At 59.7% G+C, this 18,425-nt stretch carries 11 protein-coding genes and 1 riboswitch; of the genes, 10 read left to right on the top strand and 1 reads right to left on the bottom strand.

Annotated features, from left to right (window positions below):
- The first annotated feature begins 89 nt into the window (after positions 1–89).
- From QP884_RS04435 to tuf, 10 genes are all read left to right on the top strand, one after another.
- On the top strand, positions 90–3,584 hold the full coding sequence (locus QP884_RS04435; RefSeq protein ID WP_005322877.1) for a DNA-directed RNA polymerase subunit beta: 3,495 nt from the start codon (positions 90–92) through the stop codon (positions 3,582–3,584).
- A gap of 106 nt (positions 3,585–3,690) precedes the next feature.
- Positions 3,691–7,686: a DNA-directed RNA polymerase subunit beta' gene (locus QP884_RS04440; RefSeq protein ID WP_284820942.1), complete on the top strand. Its 3,996-nt coding sequence runs from the start codon at positions 3,691–3,693 to the stop codon at positions 7,684–7,686.
- 169 nt (positions 7,687–7,855) lie between these two features.
- Positions 7,856–7,988, top strand: a riboswitch (TPP riboswitch).
- On the top strand, positions 7,978–8,592 hold the full coding sequence (locus QP884_RS04445; protein WP_284820943.1) for an ECF transporter S component: 615 nt from the start codon (positions 7,978–7,980) through the stop codon (positions 8,590–8,592). It overlaps the preceding riboswitch by 11 nt.
- A gap of 14 nt (positions 8,593–8,606) precedes the next feature.
- The gene (locus QP884_RS04450) at positions 8,607–10,034 is read left to right on the top strand and encodes an ABC transporter ATP-binding protein (RefSeq protein ID WP_284820945.1); all 1,428 of its coding nucleotides are present in this window, start codon (positions 8,607–8,609) and stop codon (positions 10,032–10,034) included.
- Positions 10,027–10,797, top strand: coding sequence for an energy-coupling factor transporter transmembrane component T family protein (locus tag QP884_RS04455; RefSeq protein ID WP_284820946.1), 771 nt, complete (start codon positions 10,027–10,029; stop codon positions 10,795–10,797). Before QP884_RS04450 ends, QP884_RS04455 begins: the two co-directional genes overlap by 8 nt.
- A 26-nt stretch (positions 10,798–10,823) precedes the next feature.
- Positions 10,824–11,375 carry a hypothetical protein gene (locus QP884_RS04460; protein WP_284820948.1) on the top strand — a complete coding sequence of 184 codons (552 nt, stop codon included), beginning with the start codon at positions 10,824–10,826 and terminating at the stop codon, positions 11,373–11,375.
- A 232-nt stretch (positions 11,376–11,607) separates the two neighbouring features.
- On the top strand, positions 11,608–11,979 hold the full coding sequence (rpsL, locus tag QP884_RS04465; protein WP_005322866.1) for a 30S ribosomal protein S12: 372 nt from the start codon (positions 11,608–11,610) through the stop codon (positions 11,977–11,979).
- Positions 11,980–11,985: 6 nt separating this feature from the next.
- Positions 11,986–12,453 (top strand): 30S ribosomal protein S7, encoded by a 468-nt coding sequence (rpsG, locus tag QP884_RS04470; protein ID WP_005322865.1) that lies wholly within the window; start codon positions 11,986–11,988, stop codon positions 12,451–12,453.
- A 323-nt stretch (positions 12,454–12,776) separates the two neighbouring features.
- The gene (gene fusA, locus QP884_RS04475; protein ID WP_284820950.1) at positions 12,777–14,906 is read left to right on the top strand and encodes an elongation factor G; all 2,130 of its coding nucleotides are present in this window, start codon (positions 12,777–12,779) and stop codon (positions 14,904–14,906) included.
- 393 nt (positions 14,907–15,299) lie between these two features.
- Entirely contained in the window at positions 15,300–16,490 is a 1,191-nt protein-coding gene (tuf, locus tag QP884_RS04480; RefSeq protein WP_284820952.1) for an elongation factor Tu, read from the top strand.
- Positions 16,491–16,714: 224 nt separating this feature from the next.
- On the opposite strand, the gene QP884_RS04485 is transcribed toward tuf, so the two are convergent.
- Positions 16,715–18,409, bottom strand: a complete 1,695-nt coding sequence (locus QP884_RS04485) for an ABC transporter family substrate-binding protein (protein ID WP_284820954.1) — start codon at positions 18,407–18,409, stop codon at positions 16,715–16,717.
- Positions 18,410–18,425 lie beyond the last annotated feature (16 nt).

An 18,425-nucleotide genomic window follows, 5' to 3' on the forward strand; every position in this document is an offset into this window, starting at 1 on the left:
GAACCCAGACACTCCACAGCAGACCGAATGCTAGAATTACCAGCGGTTTTGCGGCTCGTCGGCCAGGGCGAGCAGGCAATCCGCGTGAGGTGCTGGAAGGACCCATCTTGGCAGTCTCCCGCCAGACCAAGTCAGTGGCCAATATCCCCGGAGCCCCGAAGCGATACTCGTTTGCAAAAATCAGCGAGCCTATCGCCCTGCCGGGTCTCCTTGACGTACAACTTGATTCCTTTGATTGGCTCGTTGGCGCGCCGGAGTGGCGCGAGCGCGAGCAGGCTGAGCGCGGCGACGACGCCCGCGTGACGAGCGGCCTCGAGGACATCCTCGAAGAGCTCTCGCCGATTGAGGACTACTCGGGCAATATGTCCCTGTCCTTGTCGGAGCCGCGCTTTGAACCGGTGAAGAACACCGTGGATGAGTGTAAGGAAAAGGACATCAACTACTCCGCGCCGCTGTACGTGACCGCAGAGTTTATTAATAACGACACCCAAGAGATTAAGTCGCAGACCGTCTTCATCGGCGATTTCCCGATCATGACGGATATGGGCACGTTCATCGTGAACGGTACCGAGCGCGTCGTCGTCTCTCAGCTGGTGCGCTCCCCGGGCGTGTACTTCGATCGCTCGATCGATAAGTCTACCGAGCGCCCGCTGCACTCCGTGAAGGTTATTCCTTCCCGCGGTGCATGGTTGGAGTTTGACGTCGACAAGCGCGACACCGTCGGCGTGCGCATTGACCGCAAGCGCCGCCAGCCGGTAACCGTGCTGCTTAAGGCACTGGGCTGGAGCGAGGAGCAGATCAAGGATCGCTTCGGCTTCTCCGAGCTCATGATGTCCACCCTGGAGTCTGACGGTGTAGCAAACACCGATGAGGCACTGCTGGAGATTTACCGCAAGCAGCGCCCAGGTGAGCAGCCCACCCGCGAGCTGGCTCAGTCCTTGCTGGATAACTCCTTCTTCCGTGCAAAGCGTTACGACCTGGCTAAGGTCGGCCGCTACAAGGTCAACCGCAAGCTGGGGCTCGGCGGCGACCACGATGGTCTGATGACCCTGACCGAGGAAGACATTGCCGTCACCCTCGAGTACCTGGTCCGCCTGCACGTAGGCGAGCGCGAGATGAAGGCACCGAACGGTGAGATGATCGCCCTGCACACGGACGACATCGACCACTTTGGTAACCGTCGCCTGCGCACCGTGGGTGAGCTCATCCAGAACCAGGTCCGCGTCGGCCTGTCCCGCATGGAGCGCGTTGTGCGCGAGCGCATGACCACCCAGGATGCGGAGTCCATCACTCCGACCTCCCTGATTAACGTGCGCCCGGTCTCTGCTGCTATCCGCGAGTTCTTCGGTACCTCGCAGCTGTCCCAGTTCATGGACCACAACAACTCGCTGTCCGGCCTGACCCACAAGCGCCGCCTGTCCGCGCTGGGCCCAGGCGGCCTGTCTCGTGAGCGCGCCGGCATTGAGGTGCGAGACGTTCACGCTTCTCACTACGGCCGTATGTGCCCGATTGAGACCCCTGAGGGCCCGAACATTGGCCTGATTGGTGCGCTGGCATCCTACGCCCGCGTGAATGCTTTCGGCTTCATTGAGACCCCGTACCGCAAGGTTGTGGACGGCAAGATCACCGACCAGGTGGAGTACCTCACCGCCGATGAAGAGGACCGCTTCGCTATTGCTCAGGCCGAGGTCGAGCAGGACGCAGAGGGCAACCTCACCGGCGAGCGTATTGAGGTCCGCCTGAAGGACGGCGACATCGGGCTTACCGACGCCGCCGGTGTGGACTACGTTGACGTCTCCCCGCGCCAGATGGTTTCCGTGGGTACCGCCATGATTCCGTTCTTGGAGCACGACGATGCTAACCGTGCCCTGATGGGTGCGAACATGCAGAAGCAGGCAGTGCCGCTGGTGCGCTCCGAGGCCCCGCTGGTTGGTACCGGCATGGAGCAGCGCGCTGCGTACGACGCTGGCGACGTTGTCATCACCCCGAAGGCCGGTGTGGTCGAAAACGTCACCGCTGATGTCATCACCATCATGGATGATGAGGGCCAGCGCGATACCTACATCCTGCGTAAGTTCGAGCGCACCAACCAGGGCACCAACTACAACCAGACCCCGCTGGTTTCCATGGGCGAGCGCGTGGAGGCCGGCCAGGTTCTGGCCGATGGCCCGGGTACCCACAATGGTGAGATGTCCCTCGGCCGCAACCTGCTGGTTGCCTTCATGCCGTGGGAAGGCCACAATTACGAGGACGCCATCATCCTCAACCAGCGCATCGTGGAGGAGGACATCCTGACCTCCGTCCACATCGAGGAGCACGAGATCGATGCTCGCGATACCAAGCTGGGCGCCGAGGAAATCACCCGCGAGATCCCGAACGTCTCCGAGGACGTCCTGAGCGACTTGGACGAGCGCGGCATCATCCGCATCGGTGCCGACGTCCGCGCCGGTGACATCCTGGTGGGTAAGGTCACCCCGAAGGGTGAGACCGAGCTGACCCCGGAGGAGCGCCTGCTGCGCGCCATCTTCGGCGAGAAGGCCCGCGAGGTCCGCGATACCTCCATGAAGGTGCCGCACGGTGAGGTAGGCAAGGTCATTGGCGTTGCTCGCTTCTCCCGCGACGATGATGACGATCTGGCCCCTGGCGTCAACGAGATGATTCGTGTCTACGTTGCCCAGAAGCGCAAGATCCAGGACGGCGATAAGATGGCCGGCCGCCACGGCAACAAGGGTGTTGTGGGCAAGATCCTGCCGCCAGAGGATATGCCATTCATGGAAGACGGCACTCCGGTGGACATCCTGCTTAATACCCACGGTGTGCCGCGTCGTATGAACATTGGCCAGGTCCTCGAGGTTCACTTGGGCTGGCTGGCACACGCCGGCTGGAAGGTTGACACCGAGGATCCGAAGAACGCCGAGCTGCTCAAGACCCTGCCGGAAGAGCTTTATGACGTTCCTGCAGATTCCTTGACCGCCACCCCGGTCTTCGATGGTGCTACCAACCACGAGATCGAGCGCCTTCTGGCTTCTTCCCGTCCTAACCGCGATGGCGATGTGCTGGTGGATGAGCATGGCAAGGCCACGCTTTTCGACGGCCGCTCGGGCGAGCCATACAAGTACCCGATCTCTGTCGGCTACATGTACATGCTCAAGCTGCACCACCTGGTCGATGAGAAGATTCACGCCCGTTCCACCGGTCCTTACTCCATGATTACCCAGCAGCCGCTGGGTGGTAAGGCTCAGTTCGGTGGCCAGCGCTTCGGCGAGATGGAGGTGTGGGCAATGCAGGCTTACGGCGCTGCCTACACCCTGCAGGAGCTGCTGACCATCAAATCCGATGACGTCGTCGGCCGTGTGAAGGTCTACGAGGCCATTGTTAAGGGCGACAATATTCCAGATCCGGGCATCCCTGAGTCCTTCAAGGTGTTGCTCAAGGAGCTGCAGTCCCTGTGCCTGAACGTGGAGGTTCTCTCCACCGACGGCACGCCGATGGAGCTGTCTGGCTCTGATGACGATGACATGGATAGCCCATCGCTTGGCATTAACCTGTCCCGCGATGAGGGTTCCTCTGCTGACATCGCCTAGTTAGTTTCTTGGTCCACCGCGGGGAAGTTCCCGCGGCTGGGCATAAACGTTTCATTCATAAAAAGCCATCAATTCCTCGACAACGAGGATGAAAGGGAGACATTACGTGTTTGACGTAAATCTCTTCGACGAGCTCCGCATCGGTCTGGCCACCGCAGACGATATTCGTCGCTGGTCCAAGGGCGAGGTCAAAAAGCCTGAGACCATTAACTACCGCACCCTGAAGCCGGAGAAGGACGGCCTCTTCTGCGAGCGCATCTTCGGCCCCACCCGTGACTGGGAGTGCGCTTGTGGCAAGTACAAGCGCGTCCGTTACAAGGGCATCATCTGTGAGCGCTGTGGCGTTGAGGTGACCAAGTCCAAGGTTCGCCGTGAACGCATGGGCCACATCGAGCTGGCCGCTCCAGTAACCCACATCTGGTACTTCAAGGGCGTTCCATCCCGCTTGGGCTACCTGCTGGACCTGGCTCCGAAGGATCTCGAGCGCATCATCTACTTCGCGGCCAACATCATCACCTCCGTGGATGAAGAGGCTCGCCATAACGACCAGTCCACCCTGGAAGCAGAGATGCTCCTAGAGAAGAAGGACGTTGAGGACGATACCGAGTCCGAGATCGCAGAGCGCGCCTCCAAGCTGGAGTCTGACCTGGCTGAGCTGGAAGCAGCCGGTGCCAAGGCAGATGCCCGCAAGAAGGTACAGAACGCTGCCGATAAGGAGATGCAGCACATCCGCGAGCGCGGCGAGCGCGAGATCGCCCGCCTGGATGAAATCTGGAACACCTTCATCAAGTTGGCTCCGAAGCAGATGATCATCGATGAGACCATCTACGAAGAGCTGGTTGACCGCTACGAGGATTACTTCACCGGCGGCATGGGTGCAGAAGCCATCCAGACCCTGGTCCGCAACTTCGACCTCGAGGCTGAGGCCGAGGAACTGCGCGAGATCATCAACAACGGCAAGGGCCAGAAGAAGATGCGTGCCCTGAAGCGCCTGAAGGTCGTTGCTGCCTTCCTGCGCTCCGGCAACGATCCGGCCGGCATGGTGCTGGACGCCATCCCGGTTATCCCGCCAGAGCTGCGCCCGATGGTGCAGCTGGACGGTGGCCGCTTTGCTACCTCCGACCTGAACGACCTCTACCGTCGCGTCATCAACCGCAATAACCGTTTGAAGCGCATGATCGACCTGGGTGCTCCAGAGATCATCGTGAACAACGAGAAGCGCATGCTGCAGGAGTCTGTGGACGCGCTCTTCGATAACGGCCGCCGCGGCCGTCCGGTTACCGGTCCGGGCAACCGTCCGCTGAAGTCCCTGTCTGACTTGCTCAAGGGCAAGCAGGGCCGCTTCCGCCAGAACCTGCTGGGTAAGCGCGTGGACTACTCCGGCCGTTCCGTTATTATCGTTGGTCCGCAGCTGAAGCTGCACGAGTGTGGTCTGCCGAAGCTCATGGCGCTCGAGCTGTTCAAGCCGTTCGTCATGAAGCGCCTGGTAGAAAATGACTACGCCCAGAACATCAAGTCCGCCAAGCGCATGGTTGAGCGCCAGCGCCCTGAGGTGTGGGACGTTCTGGAGCAGGCCATTTCTGAGCACCCAGTGATGCTTAACCGTGCACCTACGCTGCACCGCCTGGGTATTCAGGCCTTCGAGCCGAAGCTGGTTGAGGGTAAGGCTATTCAGCTGCACCCGCTGGCTTGTGAGGCGTTCAACGCCGACTTTGACGGTGACCAGATGGCAGTTCACCTGCCACTGTCCGCTGAGGCTCAGGCTGAGGCTCGCGTCCTGATGCTGGCGTCCAACAACATTCTGTCCCCGGCATCCGGTAAGCCGCTGGCAATGCCACGTCTGGACATGGTTACCGGCCTGTACTACCTGACCATGGACAAGTCCGAGGACGAGATCGGCGGCAACGGCCGCTTCCGCGAGGCAGAAGAGGACAAGCCGGCTACCGGCGTCTTCTCCTCCTACGCTGAGGCCCTCATGGCCTATGACCGCGGCACCGTTGGTCTGCAGGCTCCGATCAAGGTCCGCATCGATCACCTTCGCCCGCCGAAGGAGATCGAGGAGGAGCAGTTCCCAGATGGCTGGTCCAAGGGCCAGGCATGGATGGGCTACACCACCATTGGCCGCGTCATGTTCAACGAGCTACTGCCATGGAACTACCCGTACCTCGAGGGCATCATGGTCCGTAAGGGCGGCGGCTCCGGCAACAAGGTTCTCATCGGTGACGTGGTCAATGACTTGGCCAATAAGTACCCGATGATCACTGTTGCTCAGGTGCTGGACAACATGAAGGATGCCGGCTTCTACTGGGCAACCCGTTCCGGCGTGACCATCACCATGTCTGACGTTCTGGTTCTGCCGAATAAGACCGAGATCCTCGAGTCTTATGAGAAGGAAGCAGAGCGCATCGAGCGCAAGTACTGGGAGCAGGGCGCCCTGACCGAGCGCGAGCGCTACGACCGCCTGGTTGAGCTGTGGAAGGACGCTACCGACACCGTCGGTGAGGCCGTCGAGAACATGTACCCGGACCACAACCCGATTCCGATGATTGTGAAGTCTGGTGCTGCCGGTAACATGCGTCAGATCTGGACGCTGGCCGGTATGAAGGGCATGGTTGTGAACTCGCACGGTGATTACATCACCCGTCCGATTAAGACCTCCTTCCGCGAAGGCCTGTCCGTGCTGGAGTACTTCAACAACTCCCACGGTTCCCGTAAGGGCCTGGCTGATACCGCACTGCGTACCGCTGACTCCGGCTACCTCACCCGTCGTCTGGTGGACGTGGCCCAGGACGTCATCGTCCGCGAAGAGGACTGTGGCACCCGCCAGGGCGTCCGTGTCCCAATCGGCGAGGAGTCCGGCGACAAGGTTGTTCTCTCCGAGCTGTGGGAGACCTCCGCATCCGGCCGCGTTATCGCAACCGACGTCAAGGACGCCAACGGCGAGGTTGTGGCCGAGGCCGGCTCCGACCTCACCGAGGAGCTCACCCAGAAGCTGCTTGACGCTAAGGTCACCGAGGTCAAGGTTCGCTCCGTGCTGACCTGCCAGACCCCGGCCGGCGTGTGTGCCAAGTGCTACGGCAAGTCCATGGCTTCCGGCCAGCTCGTCGATATCGGCGAGGCCGTTGGCATCGTGGCTGCACAGTCCATTGGTGAGCCGGGTACCCAGTTGACCATGCGTACGTTCCACCAAGGTGGTGTCGGTGGCGATATTACCGGCGGTCTGCCGCGTGTTCAGGAGCTCTTCGAGGCCCGTAACCCGAAGAACCGCGCTCCTATCGCCTCCGTTGACGGCACTGTTTCCCTGTCCGATGAGGGCAACTTCTGGACCCTGACCATCACCCCGGATGACGGCTCTGATGACGTGGTCTATGAGAAGCTCTCCAAGCGTCAGGGCTTGGCTCAGGTTCGTCGCCCGATGGAGTCCAACCCGGATGCCATGATCGAGCGTTCCCTCAAGGACGGCGACCACGTTGAGACTGGTGACCGCCTGATGCGTGGTGCGGCTGACCCACACGACGTGCTCGAGGTCCTCGGCCGCCGTGGCGTGGAGCAGCACCTCATCAACGAGGTTCAGGCTGTGTACCGTACCCAGGGTGTGGCTATCCACGATAAGCACATCGAGATCATCATCCGCCAGATGCTGCGCCGCGGCACCGTCATCGATGCGGGTACCACGGACTTGCTGCCGGGTAACCTCATCGACCTCTCTGAGGCCAAGCAGCTCAACGCTGCCCAGGTTGCAGAGGGCGGCGAGCCAGCTCAGCTGCGTTCGGAGATCATGGGTATTACCAAGGCTTCCTTGGCTACCGAGTCCTGGCTGTCCGCTGCATCGTTCCAGGAGACCACTCGCGTGCTTACCGACGCCGCTATTAATAAGCGCTCCGATAAGCTCATTGGCCTCAAGGAGAACGTCATCATCGGTAAGCTCATCCCGGCCGGTACCGGTATCTCCCGCTACCGCAACATCTCCGTTAAGCCGACCGAGGCTGCGCGCAACGCTGCATACTCGATCCCGACTTATGGCGATTCCATCTACGGCGATGACGGCTTCGGTGAATTCACCGGCGCTTCCGTGCCGCTGGATGAGGACTTCACCTTCTAACGTGCAGTTCAATTTGCGTTAACGCGGGAAATTAACAGCCCCGCCTTCCTGAACGGTAGGAAGGCGGGGCTGTTTGGATGTCTAGGGCGCACCGCTAAACTGCTTTGCTAGTATGAATGCAGCTTTTGGCCAGCCACTTTAAAGGAGTGCGGCCTAAGTCATTGAAAACTGCACACTTCACGGGTGCTTGCGCGCTGCTCTGTTGAGCAGCTGCGTCGGGCTGAGATGCCACAGATGTTGTGGCGAACCGTTGAACCTGATCCGGATAATGCCGGCGAGAGGGAGGAAATTATGACTACTAATACACGTGTGTCCGCTGCCCCGAAGCGCAGCCTGAATTGGCGCGTGGTCGATATTGTGGTGGCATCCGTGTTGGGTGTGGCCTGTGGCTTTGTGTTCCTAGGGTGGAATGCGGTGGGCTATGCCTGGTTTGAGGCCATGGATGCCGTGACACCGGGTCTGGGGGGTATCGCTACAGGTATTTGGCTTATCGGTGGCGTGCTTGGTGGCCTGATTATTCGGAAGCCAGGTGCCGCCATCTATGTTGAGGTATTGGCCGCCACCGTATCGGCGGTGCTGGGCTCCCAGTGGGGCATTAGCACCTTGTACTCCGGCCTCGCGCAGGGCATTGGTGTGGAGATCGTCCTGGCCATTTTCCTCTACCGTAAGTTTGGTCTGGGCGTGTCTATCTTGGCCGGCATGGCTGCCGGTTGGGGTGCTTTTGTTTTGGAGCTATTTCTCTCCGGCAACCTGGCGCGTAGCTTTGAATTCAAAGTTATTTACCTTGCTACGCTGAGCGTTTCCGGTGCTATTTTGGCCGGTGCGTTGGGCTACTTTGTGGTCAAGGCATTGGCAAAGACCGGTGCTTTGGACCGCTTTGCCGCGGGCCGTGAGCAACGCGCTTAGGGCGAGTTGTTTCGGTGTCTGATTTTTCGACGCTGGCGGGAAACGCCACCAAGATAACCGCCCGAGGCTTTGGGTGGACCCATGCAGGGCGAAAGCAGCCGGCCTTGGCCGATATTGACTTGGTCATTGAGCCAGGTGAGCGGGTGCTGCTGTGCGGTGACTCGGGATCGGGTAAGTCTACTTTGCTGGCTGCGATGGCTGGAGTGCTCGGCTCCGACGAGGAGGGAACTCGCACGGGCGAGATTCTTCTTGAAGACTCCACCGGCATGGTGGAGGAACCGGGGCGCTCCATCCCGGTAGGGCTGGTGCTCCAGGACCCAGACTCGCAGGTGATCTCCGCGCGTGTGGGAGATGACATTGCTTTTGGCTGCGAGAACCTGGCTTACCCGCGTGAGGAAATTTGGCGTCGAGTAGCGGCTGCCAAGGAGTTGGTGGGGCCTTTTGTACCGCTGGATTTTCCCACCGAGCGGCTCTCCGGTGGGCAGAAGCAGCGCTTGGCACTCGCTGGCGTCATCGCTATGGGGGTGGGCGTAGTGCTTCTCGACGAACCCACGGCCAACCTTGACCCCGCGGGCGCACGCGATGTGGTGCGCGCCGTGTCTAGGCTGGTGGAAGAAACCGGCGCGACGCTTGTGGTGGTAGAACACCAGCATGCGGCGTGGGACGGCGTGCTCGACCGCGCAGTGGAGCTGGACCGCGGGCGCATAGTCTCCGATGGTCGTATCACGGAGGTGGCCCAGCGCCGCCAGGTTGCAGGATTGCCGCAGGCGCGCCGTATGGGCGAGGTCGAGTTGGCAGGGCGCGAGGCTGCGCTGTGGAGTAATGGCCTCGTCACGCGCTATGGTCCGCCGCGCACGATTGCGCTGCCGGCGGGAGCATCCACGGTCATTACCGGGCCGAATGGCGCGGGTAAGTCCACCTGGTTGATGACCATGGCCGGGTTGCTGCCGGCTGAATCTGGTGAGATTGGGGTGGCTGATTTCGTACGCCGAGGAGTCAAGGGGCCGCCGCTGCGCTGGAAATCGCGGGAGCTGGCGGACCGCATTGGCTTCGTCTTCCAGAATCCGGAGCACCAATTCGTCGCCCGCACGGTAGCCGAGGAGTTGCGGGTTGCGCCCAAGGTAATGCGCGTGGACCCGCCGGAGGAGAGGATCGCGCAGCTTGTGGAATCACTGCGGCTGGAGCATCTCTTGGAAGCCAACCCGTTTACGCTTTCAGGCGGCGAGAAACGGCGCCTGTCGGTGGCCACTGCCTTGGTGACCGCGCCGTCGGTGCTGCTTTTGGATGAGCCCACTTTTGGGCAAGACCCCCAGACCTTTGTGGAGCTGGTGCGCTTGTTGTGGCAATTGGCAGATGATGGCACCACCATCGCCTCTATTACCCATGACCCGCTATTTATCCAGGCCTTGGGGGATCACCGAGTGGAGGTTCACGGTGCCTAATCTTTTGCGCGGGGCTAACCCGCTTAGTCGCATCTTTTTGATGTTTATCTGGGTTACCCCACTATTGGCCTCCATTGACTGGGTTTCGGCTGCGGTGTCGCTGGCGTTGACGCTGACCTTCGCCCCGCTTTGCGGAGTGTCGTGGGTGCGGCTATTTAAGGCCGGTTGGTTCCTGTTTCTCATCGCGCCGATTTCGGGCGTTTCCATGCTGTTATACGGCGAGCCAGGTGGCAAGGAGTATTTCAGTTGGTGGCTCATTGCGGTCACACAGAACTCGCTAACCCTCGCTATCGCCATTACGCTGCGCGTCTTTGCCGTGGCGCTACCCATGGTGGTCCTAGCCCGCGATATTGACCCAACGGAATTGGGCGATGCGCTCTCGCAGATCCTCAAGCTGCCCTCGCGCTTTGTTATTGGTGCGGTCGCGGGCGTGCGTATGATGACGCTTTTCCAGTCTGATTGGCAGTCGTTGGGGATGGCGCGTAGGGCGAGGGGGCTGACGGACGTCGGCAAGCTGCAGCATGTGCTGACCATGTCGTTTGGGCTTTTGGTGATTGCGCTGCGCCGCGGTGGCAAACTGGCCACCGCCATGGAGGCGCGCGGTTTCGGCCGTACCCCGCCTGGCGGTGGGAAGCGCTCGTGGGCGCGTGAGTCGCGGCTGCGGGCACGCGATGGGTGGATTATGGCCTGCGGCGCCGTCCTTGCTTTCGTACCGGTGGTAGTTTCGGTACTCACTGGGGCCTGGAGATTCTTCGGCCTATAAACCGCGAAAGCAGTGATTGAGCGACCATGGACTTTGATAGCCAACAAGACCGCCTTTTAGAGGACATCGTCAAGCTGGCCGCAGCCAGAAAGCGCGCCTTCAAGCCGGTGACCGTGCTTATCGACGGCCCCTCGGGCGCCGGCAAAACCTGGACCTCCGCCGCGCTGGCCGAGTGTACCAATTGGCGGGTGGTGCATCTCGATGAGTTTTACCCTGGCTGGCACGGCCTGGATAAGGGCTCGGACATGGTGGCCGAGCAGGTATTGCGCACCATGAACCCCGGCTACTGGCGCTGGGATTGGGAAGCAGGCGCCCCAGGGGACTGGGCCAGCTTGGATGTGCGCGATGATCTCATCGTCGAGGGAGTGGGCTCGGTAACCGACGCCAATATTGCCGCGGCCAAGGAGAGGGGCGCGGTAGTGAGCGTGCTTATCGACGGCCCCCGTGACCAACGCCGCGAACGCGCCATTGCCCGCGAGCCTGGCTACGAGCCGTGGTTTGAAACGTGGGAGGAACAGGAAAAGGACTACTTTGCCACCAAGGCCGCCGAGGCGGACCTGGTCTGGGAATGGTCCTAGCAGGAGGAAGCCGCCGACCGCGTTTTGTATAAAGCGCGGTCGGTTTGCTACTCTAAACCTCAGTTCACTATGCGCGTCATAATGGCGCGCGGTGAAGAGTCTGATCCTTAACAAGGCACCGGCCTTGGAAAGAGTTCTGGACATGCGGCAGCGCCCCGGGAAAGAGCGCCCATTTTTGCATGTTTGGTTCCTTTCTTTTGGTCTCGGTGCGATTCGACAGAAAGACTGTTAAATGCCAACTATTCAGCAGCTGGTCCGCAAGGGCCGCCACGATAAGCGTAAAGAGGTTTCCACCGCTGCGCTGAAGGGTTCCCCGCAGCGTCGCGGTGTGTGCACCCGCGTGTACACCACCACTCCTAAGAAGCCGAACTCCGCACTGCGTAAGGTTGCTCGTGTTCGCCTGACCACCGGTATTGAGGTTTCCGCCTACATTCCGGGTGAGGGCCACAACCTGCAGGAGCACTCCATGGTCCTCGTTCGCGGCGGCCGTGTGAAGGACCTTCCTGGTGTTCGTTACAAGATCATCCGCGGCGCTCTGGATACCCAGGGTGTCAAGGACCGTAAGCAGGCACGTTCCCGTTACGGCGCAAAGAAGGGACAGTAATAAACAATGCGTAAGAATGCTGCTCCGAAGCGTCCTGTAGTCAAGGACCCGGTATACAACTCCGAGCAGGTAACCATGCTCGTCAACAAGATCCTCCAGGACGGCAAGAAGTCCACCGCAGAGCGCATCGTCTACGGCGCTCTCGAGGCTTGCCGTGAGAAGACCGGTACCGATCCGGTTGGCACCCTGGAGAAGGCACTGGGCAACATCCGCCCAGACCTCGAGGTTCGCTCCCGCCGTGTCGGTGGCGCTACCTACCAGGTGCCGGTTGAGGTTCGCCCTGACCGCGCTAACACCCTGGCACTGCGCTGGATGGTGACCTTCACCCGCCAGCGTCGCGAGAACTCCATGATCGAGCGTCTCGCAAACGAGATCCTGGATGCCTCCAACGGCCTCGGCGCTTCCGTTAAGCGTCGTGAGGATACTCACAAGATGGCAGAGGCCAACCGCGCTTTCGCCCACTACCGCTGGTAATTTCAGCACCCACATCAATGGCCCAAGCAACGAGAAGCAAGTTTCGCGCTGGCTGTCGGCAGTTTTCCTACCGCGGCAACACAAAACTACATATCTCTTGCTTGGGTCATTTTTTGCCCTAATGGGTGTGATCTCTGGGCGGTATACCTGCCCAGTCCAGCGGCATCGTGGAGTGTCCAGTACACTGAAGCGATGGAAGTCTAGGGGCAGGCTGCCCCGAGGACGGCCAAATAGTGGCAAAAATATACATGACCTTATCCATGCAGGCGTCATAGCCAGAAACCTGGTCACGGCGTCGACGACTATTAAGTTGGGGTATAAACGTGGCACAAGAAGTGCTTAAGGACCTGAACAAGGTCCGCAACATCGGCATCATGGCCCACATCGATGCTGGTAAGACGACCACCACCGAGCGTATTCTCTTCTACACCGGTATCAACCGTAAGGTGGGCGAGACCCACGACGGTGCTTCCACCACTGACTGGATGGCACAGGAGAAGGAACGCGGCATCACCATTACCTCCGCTGCCGTGACCTGCTTCTGGAACAACAACCAGATCAACATCATCGACACCCCGGGTCACGTTGACTTCACCGTTGAGGTTGAGCGTTCCCTCCGTGTTCTCGATGGCGCCGTCGCAGTCTTCGACGGTAAGGAAGGCGTTGAGCCGCAGTCCGAGCAGGTGTGGCGTCAGGCTGCTAAGTACGACGTTCCGCGTATCTGCTTCGTCAACAAGATGGACAAGCTGGGCGCAGACTTCTACTACACCGTTTCCACCATCGTTGACCGCCTGGGCGCTAAGCCGTTGGTTATGCAGCTGCCTATCGGCGCTGAGGATGACTTCGACGGCGTCGTTGACCTGCTGAACATGCAGGCAATCACGTGGCGCGGCAAGGTCGAGACCGGTGCTGAGCCTACTTACGAAGAGATCCCTGAGGACCTCAAGGACAAGGCTGCAGAGTACCGCGAGAAGCTGGTTGAGACCGTTGCTGAGTCCGACGAAGAGCTCATGGAGAAGTACTTCGGCGGCGAGGAGCTGACCATTGACGAGCTCAAGACTGGCATCCGTAAGCTGACCATTAACTCCGAGGTTTACCCGGTTTACTGCGGTACCGCTTACCGCAACAAGGGTGTCCAGCCGCTGCTGGACGCAGTTGTTGACTTCCTGCCTAACCCGCTGGACGTCGGCGAAGTTATCGGCCACGAGGTCGGCAACGAGGACAACCAGCTCACCCGTAAGCCTTCCGTGGAGTCTTCCTTCTCCGCACTGTCCTTCAAGATTGCAGCTCACCCGTTCTTCGGCCAGCTGAACTTCATCCGCGTGTACTCCGGCCAGGTCACCCCGGGTACCGAGGTTATGAACTCCACCAAGGGCAAGAAGGAGCGCATCGGTAAGCTCTTCCAGATGCACGCCAACAAGGAGAACCCTGTTGAGCAGGCAGACGCCGGCAACATCTACGCAGTTGTTGGCCTGAAGGAGACCACCACCGGTGACACCCTGTGTGACAAGGATGACCAGATCATCCTCGAGTCCATGGACTTCCCGGATCCGGTTATCAAGGTTTCCATCGAGCCGAAGACCAAGGCCGACCAGGAGAAGCTGGGTAACGCAATTCAGAAGCTTGCTGCTGAGGACCCAACCTTCACCGTTGAGCTGGATGAAGAGACCGGCCAGACCGTTATCGGCGGCATGGGCGAGCTCCACCTCGACGTTCTGGTTGACCGCATGAAGCGCGAGTTCAAGGTCGAGGCAAACATCGGTAACCCGCAGGTTGCATACCGTGAGACCATCCGCAAGAAGGTTGAGTCCATGGAATACACCCACAAGAAGCAGACCGGTGGTTCCGGCCAGTTCGCAAAGGTTATCTGCACCATCGAGCCGTACAACCCGGACCCAGAGACCCTGGAAGAGGGCGAGTCCGCAACCTACAAGTTCGACAATGCCGTTACCGGTGGCCGCGTTCCGAAGGAATACATTCCTTCCGTTGACGCTGGTATCCAGGACGCTATGCAGTACGGCTACCTCGCAGGCTTCCCGATGGTCAACATCAAGGCCACCCTGGAAGACGGCGCTTACCACGACGTTGACTCCTCCGAGATGGCCTTCAAGCTGGCTGGCTCCCAGGTCTTCAAGGAAGCAATGGCCAAGGCTAAGCCGGTTCTGCTCGAGCCGATGATGGCCGTTGAGGTTGTTACCCCTGAGGAGTACATGGGTACCGTTAACGGTGACATCTCCTCCCGCCGTGGCCAGGTCTTCGCTATGGAAGACCGCTCCGGTGCGAAGGTTGTTAAGGCTAAGGTGCCGCTGTCCGAGATGTTCGGCTACATCGGTGACCTGCGTTCTTCCACCGCAGGCCGCGCAAACTTCACCATGGTCTTCGATTCCTACGCAGAGGTTCCTTCCTCCGTGGCACAGGAGATCATCGAGGAGCGCACCGGCGGCGCTAACTAAGCGCTAGCCCCCGTCTCCTCCGCGGTTTAGTCGGGCTGGTACTCTTCGCCAGTAGATGCCAGACCCGCCGCGGGGCGGGACAACTGGGCCAGGGTAGCGGCGGGCTGAGTTTGCAGCTTAGGCCTCTAAGTTGTGAATTGAGCCGGCCGTTACCCTCCCAGGATCCTTTTTAAAAGATTCTTGTCGAGGGAAATGGCCGCGATTTTTCGCGGGGTTACCTCCTATAACGGCGGTTTGAAAAAACCGCGACATAAATCTAGGATCGTGTAACTGGCACGTAAAGAAAGCGTCATTAGCGCTTTGCCCCACATACTGTGGGTCGGGTGCCAATGACAACTGTCAACCACGTGGCTGCGAAGGTCGTAGCCACCATATAGTCCAGGAGGACATACAGTGGCAAAGGAGAAGTTCGAGCGTACGAAGCCGCATGTGAACATCGGCACCATCGGACACGTCGACCACGGCAAGACCACCACCACCGCAGCGATCACCAAGGTTCTGGCTGACCAGTACCCTGAGGAGAACGAGGCATTCGCGTTCGACATGATCGACAAGGCTCCTGAGGAGAAGGAGCGCGGTATTACCATCAACATCTCCCACGTTGAGTACTCCACCCCGAAGCGCCACTACGCACACGTTGACGCTCCGGGCCACGCCGACTACATCAAGAACATGATTACCGGCGCTGCTCAGATGGACGGCGCTATCCTGGTTGTTGCTGCAACCGATGGCCCGATGCCGCAGACCCGCGAGCACGTTCTGCTTGCTCGCCAGGTTGGCGTTCCTTACATCCTCGTTGCACTGAACAAGTGCGACATGGTTGATGATGAGGAAATCATCGAGCTCGTTGAGATGGAGATCCGTGAGCTGCTCGCAGAGCAGGATTACGATGAGGAAGCTCCTATCGTTCACATCTCCGCTCTGAAGGCTCTCGAGGGCGACGACAAGTGGGTACAGTCCGTCGTTGACCTGATGGAAGCTTGCGACAACGCTATTCCGGATCCGCAGCGCGCTACCGACCAGCCGTTCCTGATGCCTATCGAGGACATCTTCACCATTACCGGCCGCGGTACCGTTGTTACCGGCCGTGTTGAGCGTGGCCGTCTGGAAGTCAACGAGGACGTTGAGATCATCGGTATCCAGGAGAAGTCCCAGACCACCACCGTTACCGGTATCGAGATGTTCCGCAAGATGATGGACTACACCGAGGCTGGCGACAACTGTGGTCTGCTTCTGCGTGGTACCAAGCGTGAGGACGTTGAGCGTGGCCAGGTTGTTATCAAGCCGGGCGCTTACACCCCGCACACCAAGTTCGAGGGTTCCGTCTACGTCCTGAAGAAGGAAGAGGGCGGCCGCCACACCCCGTTCATGAACAACTACCGGCCGCAGTTCTACTTCCGTACCACTGACGTTACCGGTGTTGTTAACCTGCCAGAGGGCACCGAGATGGTTATGCCTGGCGACAACGTTGAGATGTCCGTTGAGCTCATCCAGCCGGTCGCTATGGACGAGGGCCTGCGCTTCGCTATCCGCGAGGGCTCCCGCACCGTCGGCGCTGGCCGCGTTACCAAGGTTATCGAGTAATCGATACCCCGTAACCGCTCAGTAGAGCTTTAAAGAGTCCGCTCCACCTTCGGGTGGGGCGGATTTTTTGATCTCTGGCCACAGGTGCTGCGCGCATAGCTACCGCGAGTATTCATTCCGCCTCCGTGGTCTTTTGCGGGCAGAAGGAAGCCTCCCGCGGCATAGCCTGTTGGTGATGTCGCGGGAGGCTTGAGCTTAGTGTGTACTGGTCCTGTTAGTGCCTGCTACTTCTCCCAGCCGATGTCTTCCTTAGGCAGGATGGCGAAGCCATTAGCGCCGTAGTTCGCCAAGCCCTTCTTCACGCCGACCATCTGAGGGCCGTTGGCAAAGGGGAGAATGCCGTAGTGACCAAAGGCCTCCGACTCGAGTTCGTTGACGCGGTCAATCTGCTCGTCCTTGGTGGGCAGGTTCTGCAGTTCCTCAATCTTCTTATCGAATTCCTTGGTGCCGGTGCTCGACATGTTCAGCGTGGAATCGCTGGCGTAGGTCTGGCCAAAGTATGCGACGCCAAACGGGTCAGAGGAGGTAAACGCGGAAAGGAAGAGGTCGAAATCTCGCTCCGAGGTTACCTTGGAGAACTCGGACGAAGGGCGCTCTTCAATCTTGAGGTCAACGCCGACGTCCTTGAGCATCTTTTGCACCGCTGCGGCAAGGGACTTCGACACTTCATCGTCACCGATGAGGATATAGCGCAGGGAGAGCTTCTCGCCGTCCTTCGCATAGATACCATCGTCGCCCTGCTGGTAGCCGGCGTCCTCGAGCAGCTTCTTGGACTGCTCGGGATCGAACTTGATGACGTCCTTGATGTTGTCCTTGTAGCCCTCCTGGGTGGAGTAGAGGGTAAGGGAGCCCGGCATCTCTTCTTCGTAGCCCAGGCCGTTATAGCGAATTTCGGCCAGCTGATCACGGTTGATGGCGGAGAAGACGGCGTGGCGTACATCCTCATCCTTGAGCTGTGGTGCCTTGGAATTGAGGGTGAAGATGACGTTGGCGGGGCGCAGTGCGGCACGGACATCGATGGCATCGCCCATCTCGCCGGCAATGGTGAGGCTGTTCTTATCGGCCACACCGGCGGCGTCGATTTCGCCGGCTTGGAAGGCGTTGATGGTGGCCTGGGATTCCATGACGCGGAAGCTTACCTTCTTCAGCTTCGGCTTATCGCCCCACCACTTCTCGTTGGGCACGAGGGTGAGGGTGCCGCCCTTGAAGTCCACGTTTTCTACCTTGAATGGGCCGGCGCCGTACTGTGGGTTCAGCTTGCCCAGATACGCCTTGTCGAATTTTTCTGGGCTATCGATGGCGGGGTGGAGAAGCTCGTTGAAGAGGCCCTGCCACCACGGATAGGGGCCATCGAAGGTGACAACGACGTCCTTGTCGGTAGCGCCCTTTTCCACGGAGGTAATGCGCTCGAAGCCATCGGTGGCGTTTACCTGGACGTCTTCATCCTTACCGTTGTTGAAGCGCCAGGTATTTTCAAAAGCTTTCCAGTCAATAGGCGTGCCATCGTTGAAGGTGGCATCCTTGTTGACCTTGAAGGTGACGACGGTGTTCTCGCCCTTCTTATCTTCCTTGACATCATCGATGTAGTCGGGGTTTGGGGTGTAGTTTCCCTCGCCGTCGTACAGCGCAAGCTGTGGGTTGTACCAGCCCCAGACCTTGCGGGTATCGGTAGTCATGTTGGCGTGGAACATGTTTTGCTGCTCAGTGAGTTCATCGAGAGCGAGGGTGAGCTCGCCGTCGTCCTTGAGCTCGTCGCGGGACTTTTCGTTGTAGTCGCCAGCCGGATTAACCTCGATGTCGAGGCCGCCGACTGCCTTGGAGGGGTCGCCGTCCGAGTTGGCGGCGCAGCCGGTGAGGGCGATCGCCGCGGCAGAGAGGGTAGCTACGGTAGCAATCCGGAAGCGGGTGAACTTTTTCATGGTGGGGTTTCTCCTT

Origin of the sequence: Corynebacterium tuberculostearicum, assembly GCF_030229345.1 — a bacterium.
Lineage (GTDB): Bacteria > Actinomycetota > Actinomycetes > Mycobacteriales > Mycobacteriaceae > Corynebacterium > Corynebacterium tuberculostearicum_G.

Excerpts from the sequence above, each read along its gene's own strand:
- QP884_RS04445 (WP_284820943.1), top strand. The coding sequence starts at position 7,978 with ATGACTACTAATACACGTGTGTCCGCTGCCCCGAAGCGCAGCCTGAAT.
- QP884_RS04460 (WP_284820948.1), top strand. The coding sequence starts at position 10,824 with ATGGACTTTGATAGCCAACAAGACCGCCTTTTAGAGGACATCGTCAAG.
- rpsL (WP_005322866.1), top strand. The coding sequence starts at position 11,608 with ATGCCAACTATTCAGCAGCTGGTCCGCAAGGGCCGCCACGATAAGCGT.
- rpsG (WP_005322865.1), top strand. The coding sequence starts at position 11,986 with ATGCGTAAGAATGCTGCTCCGAAGCGTCCTGTAGTCAAGGACCCGGTA.
- QP884_RS04485 (WP_284820954.1), bottom strand. The coding sequence starts at position 18,409 with ATGAAAAAGTTCACCCGCTTCCGGATTGCTACCGTAGCTACCCTCTCT.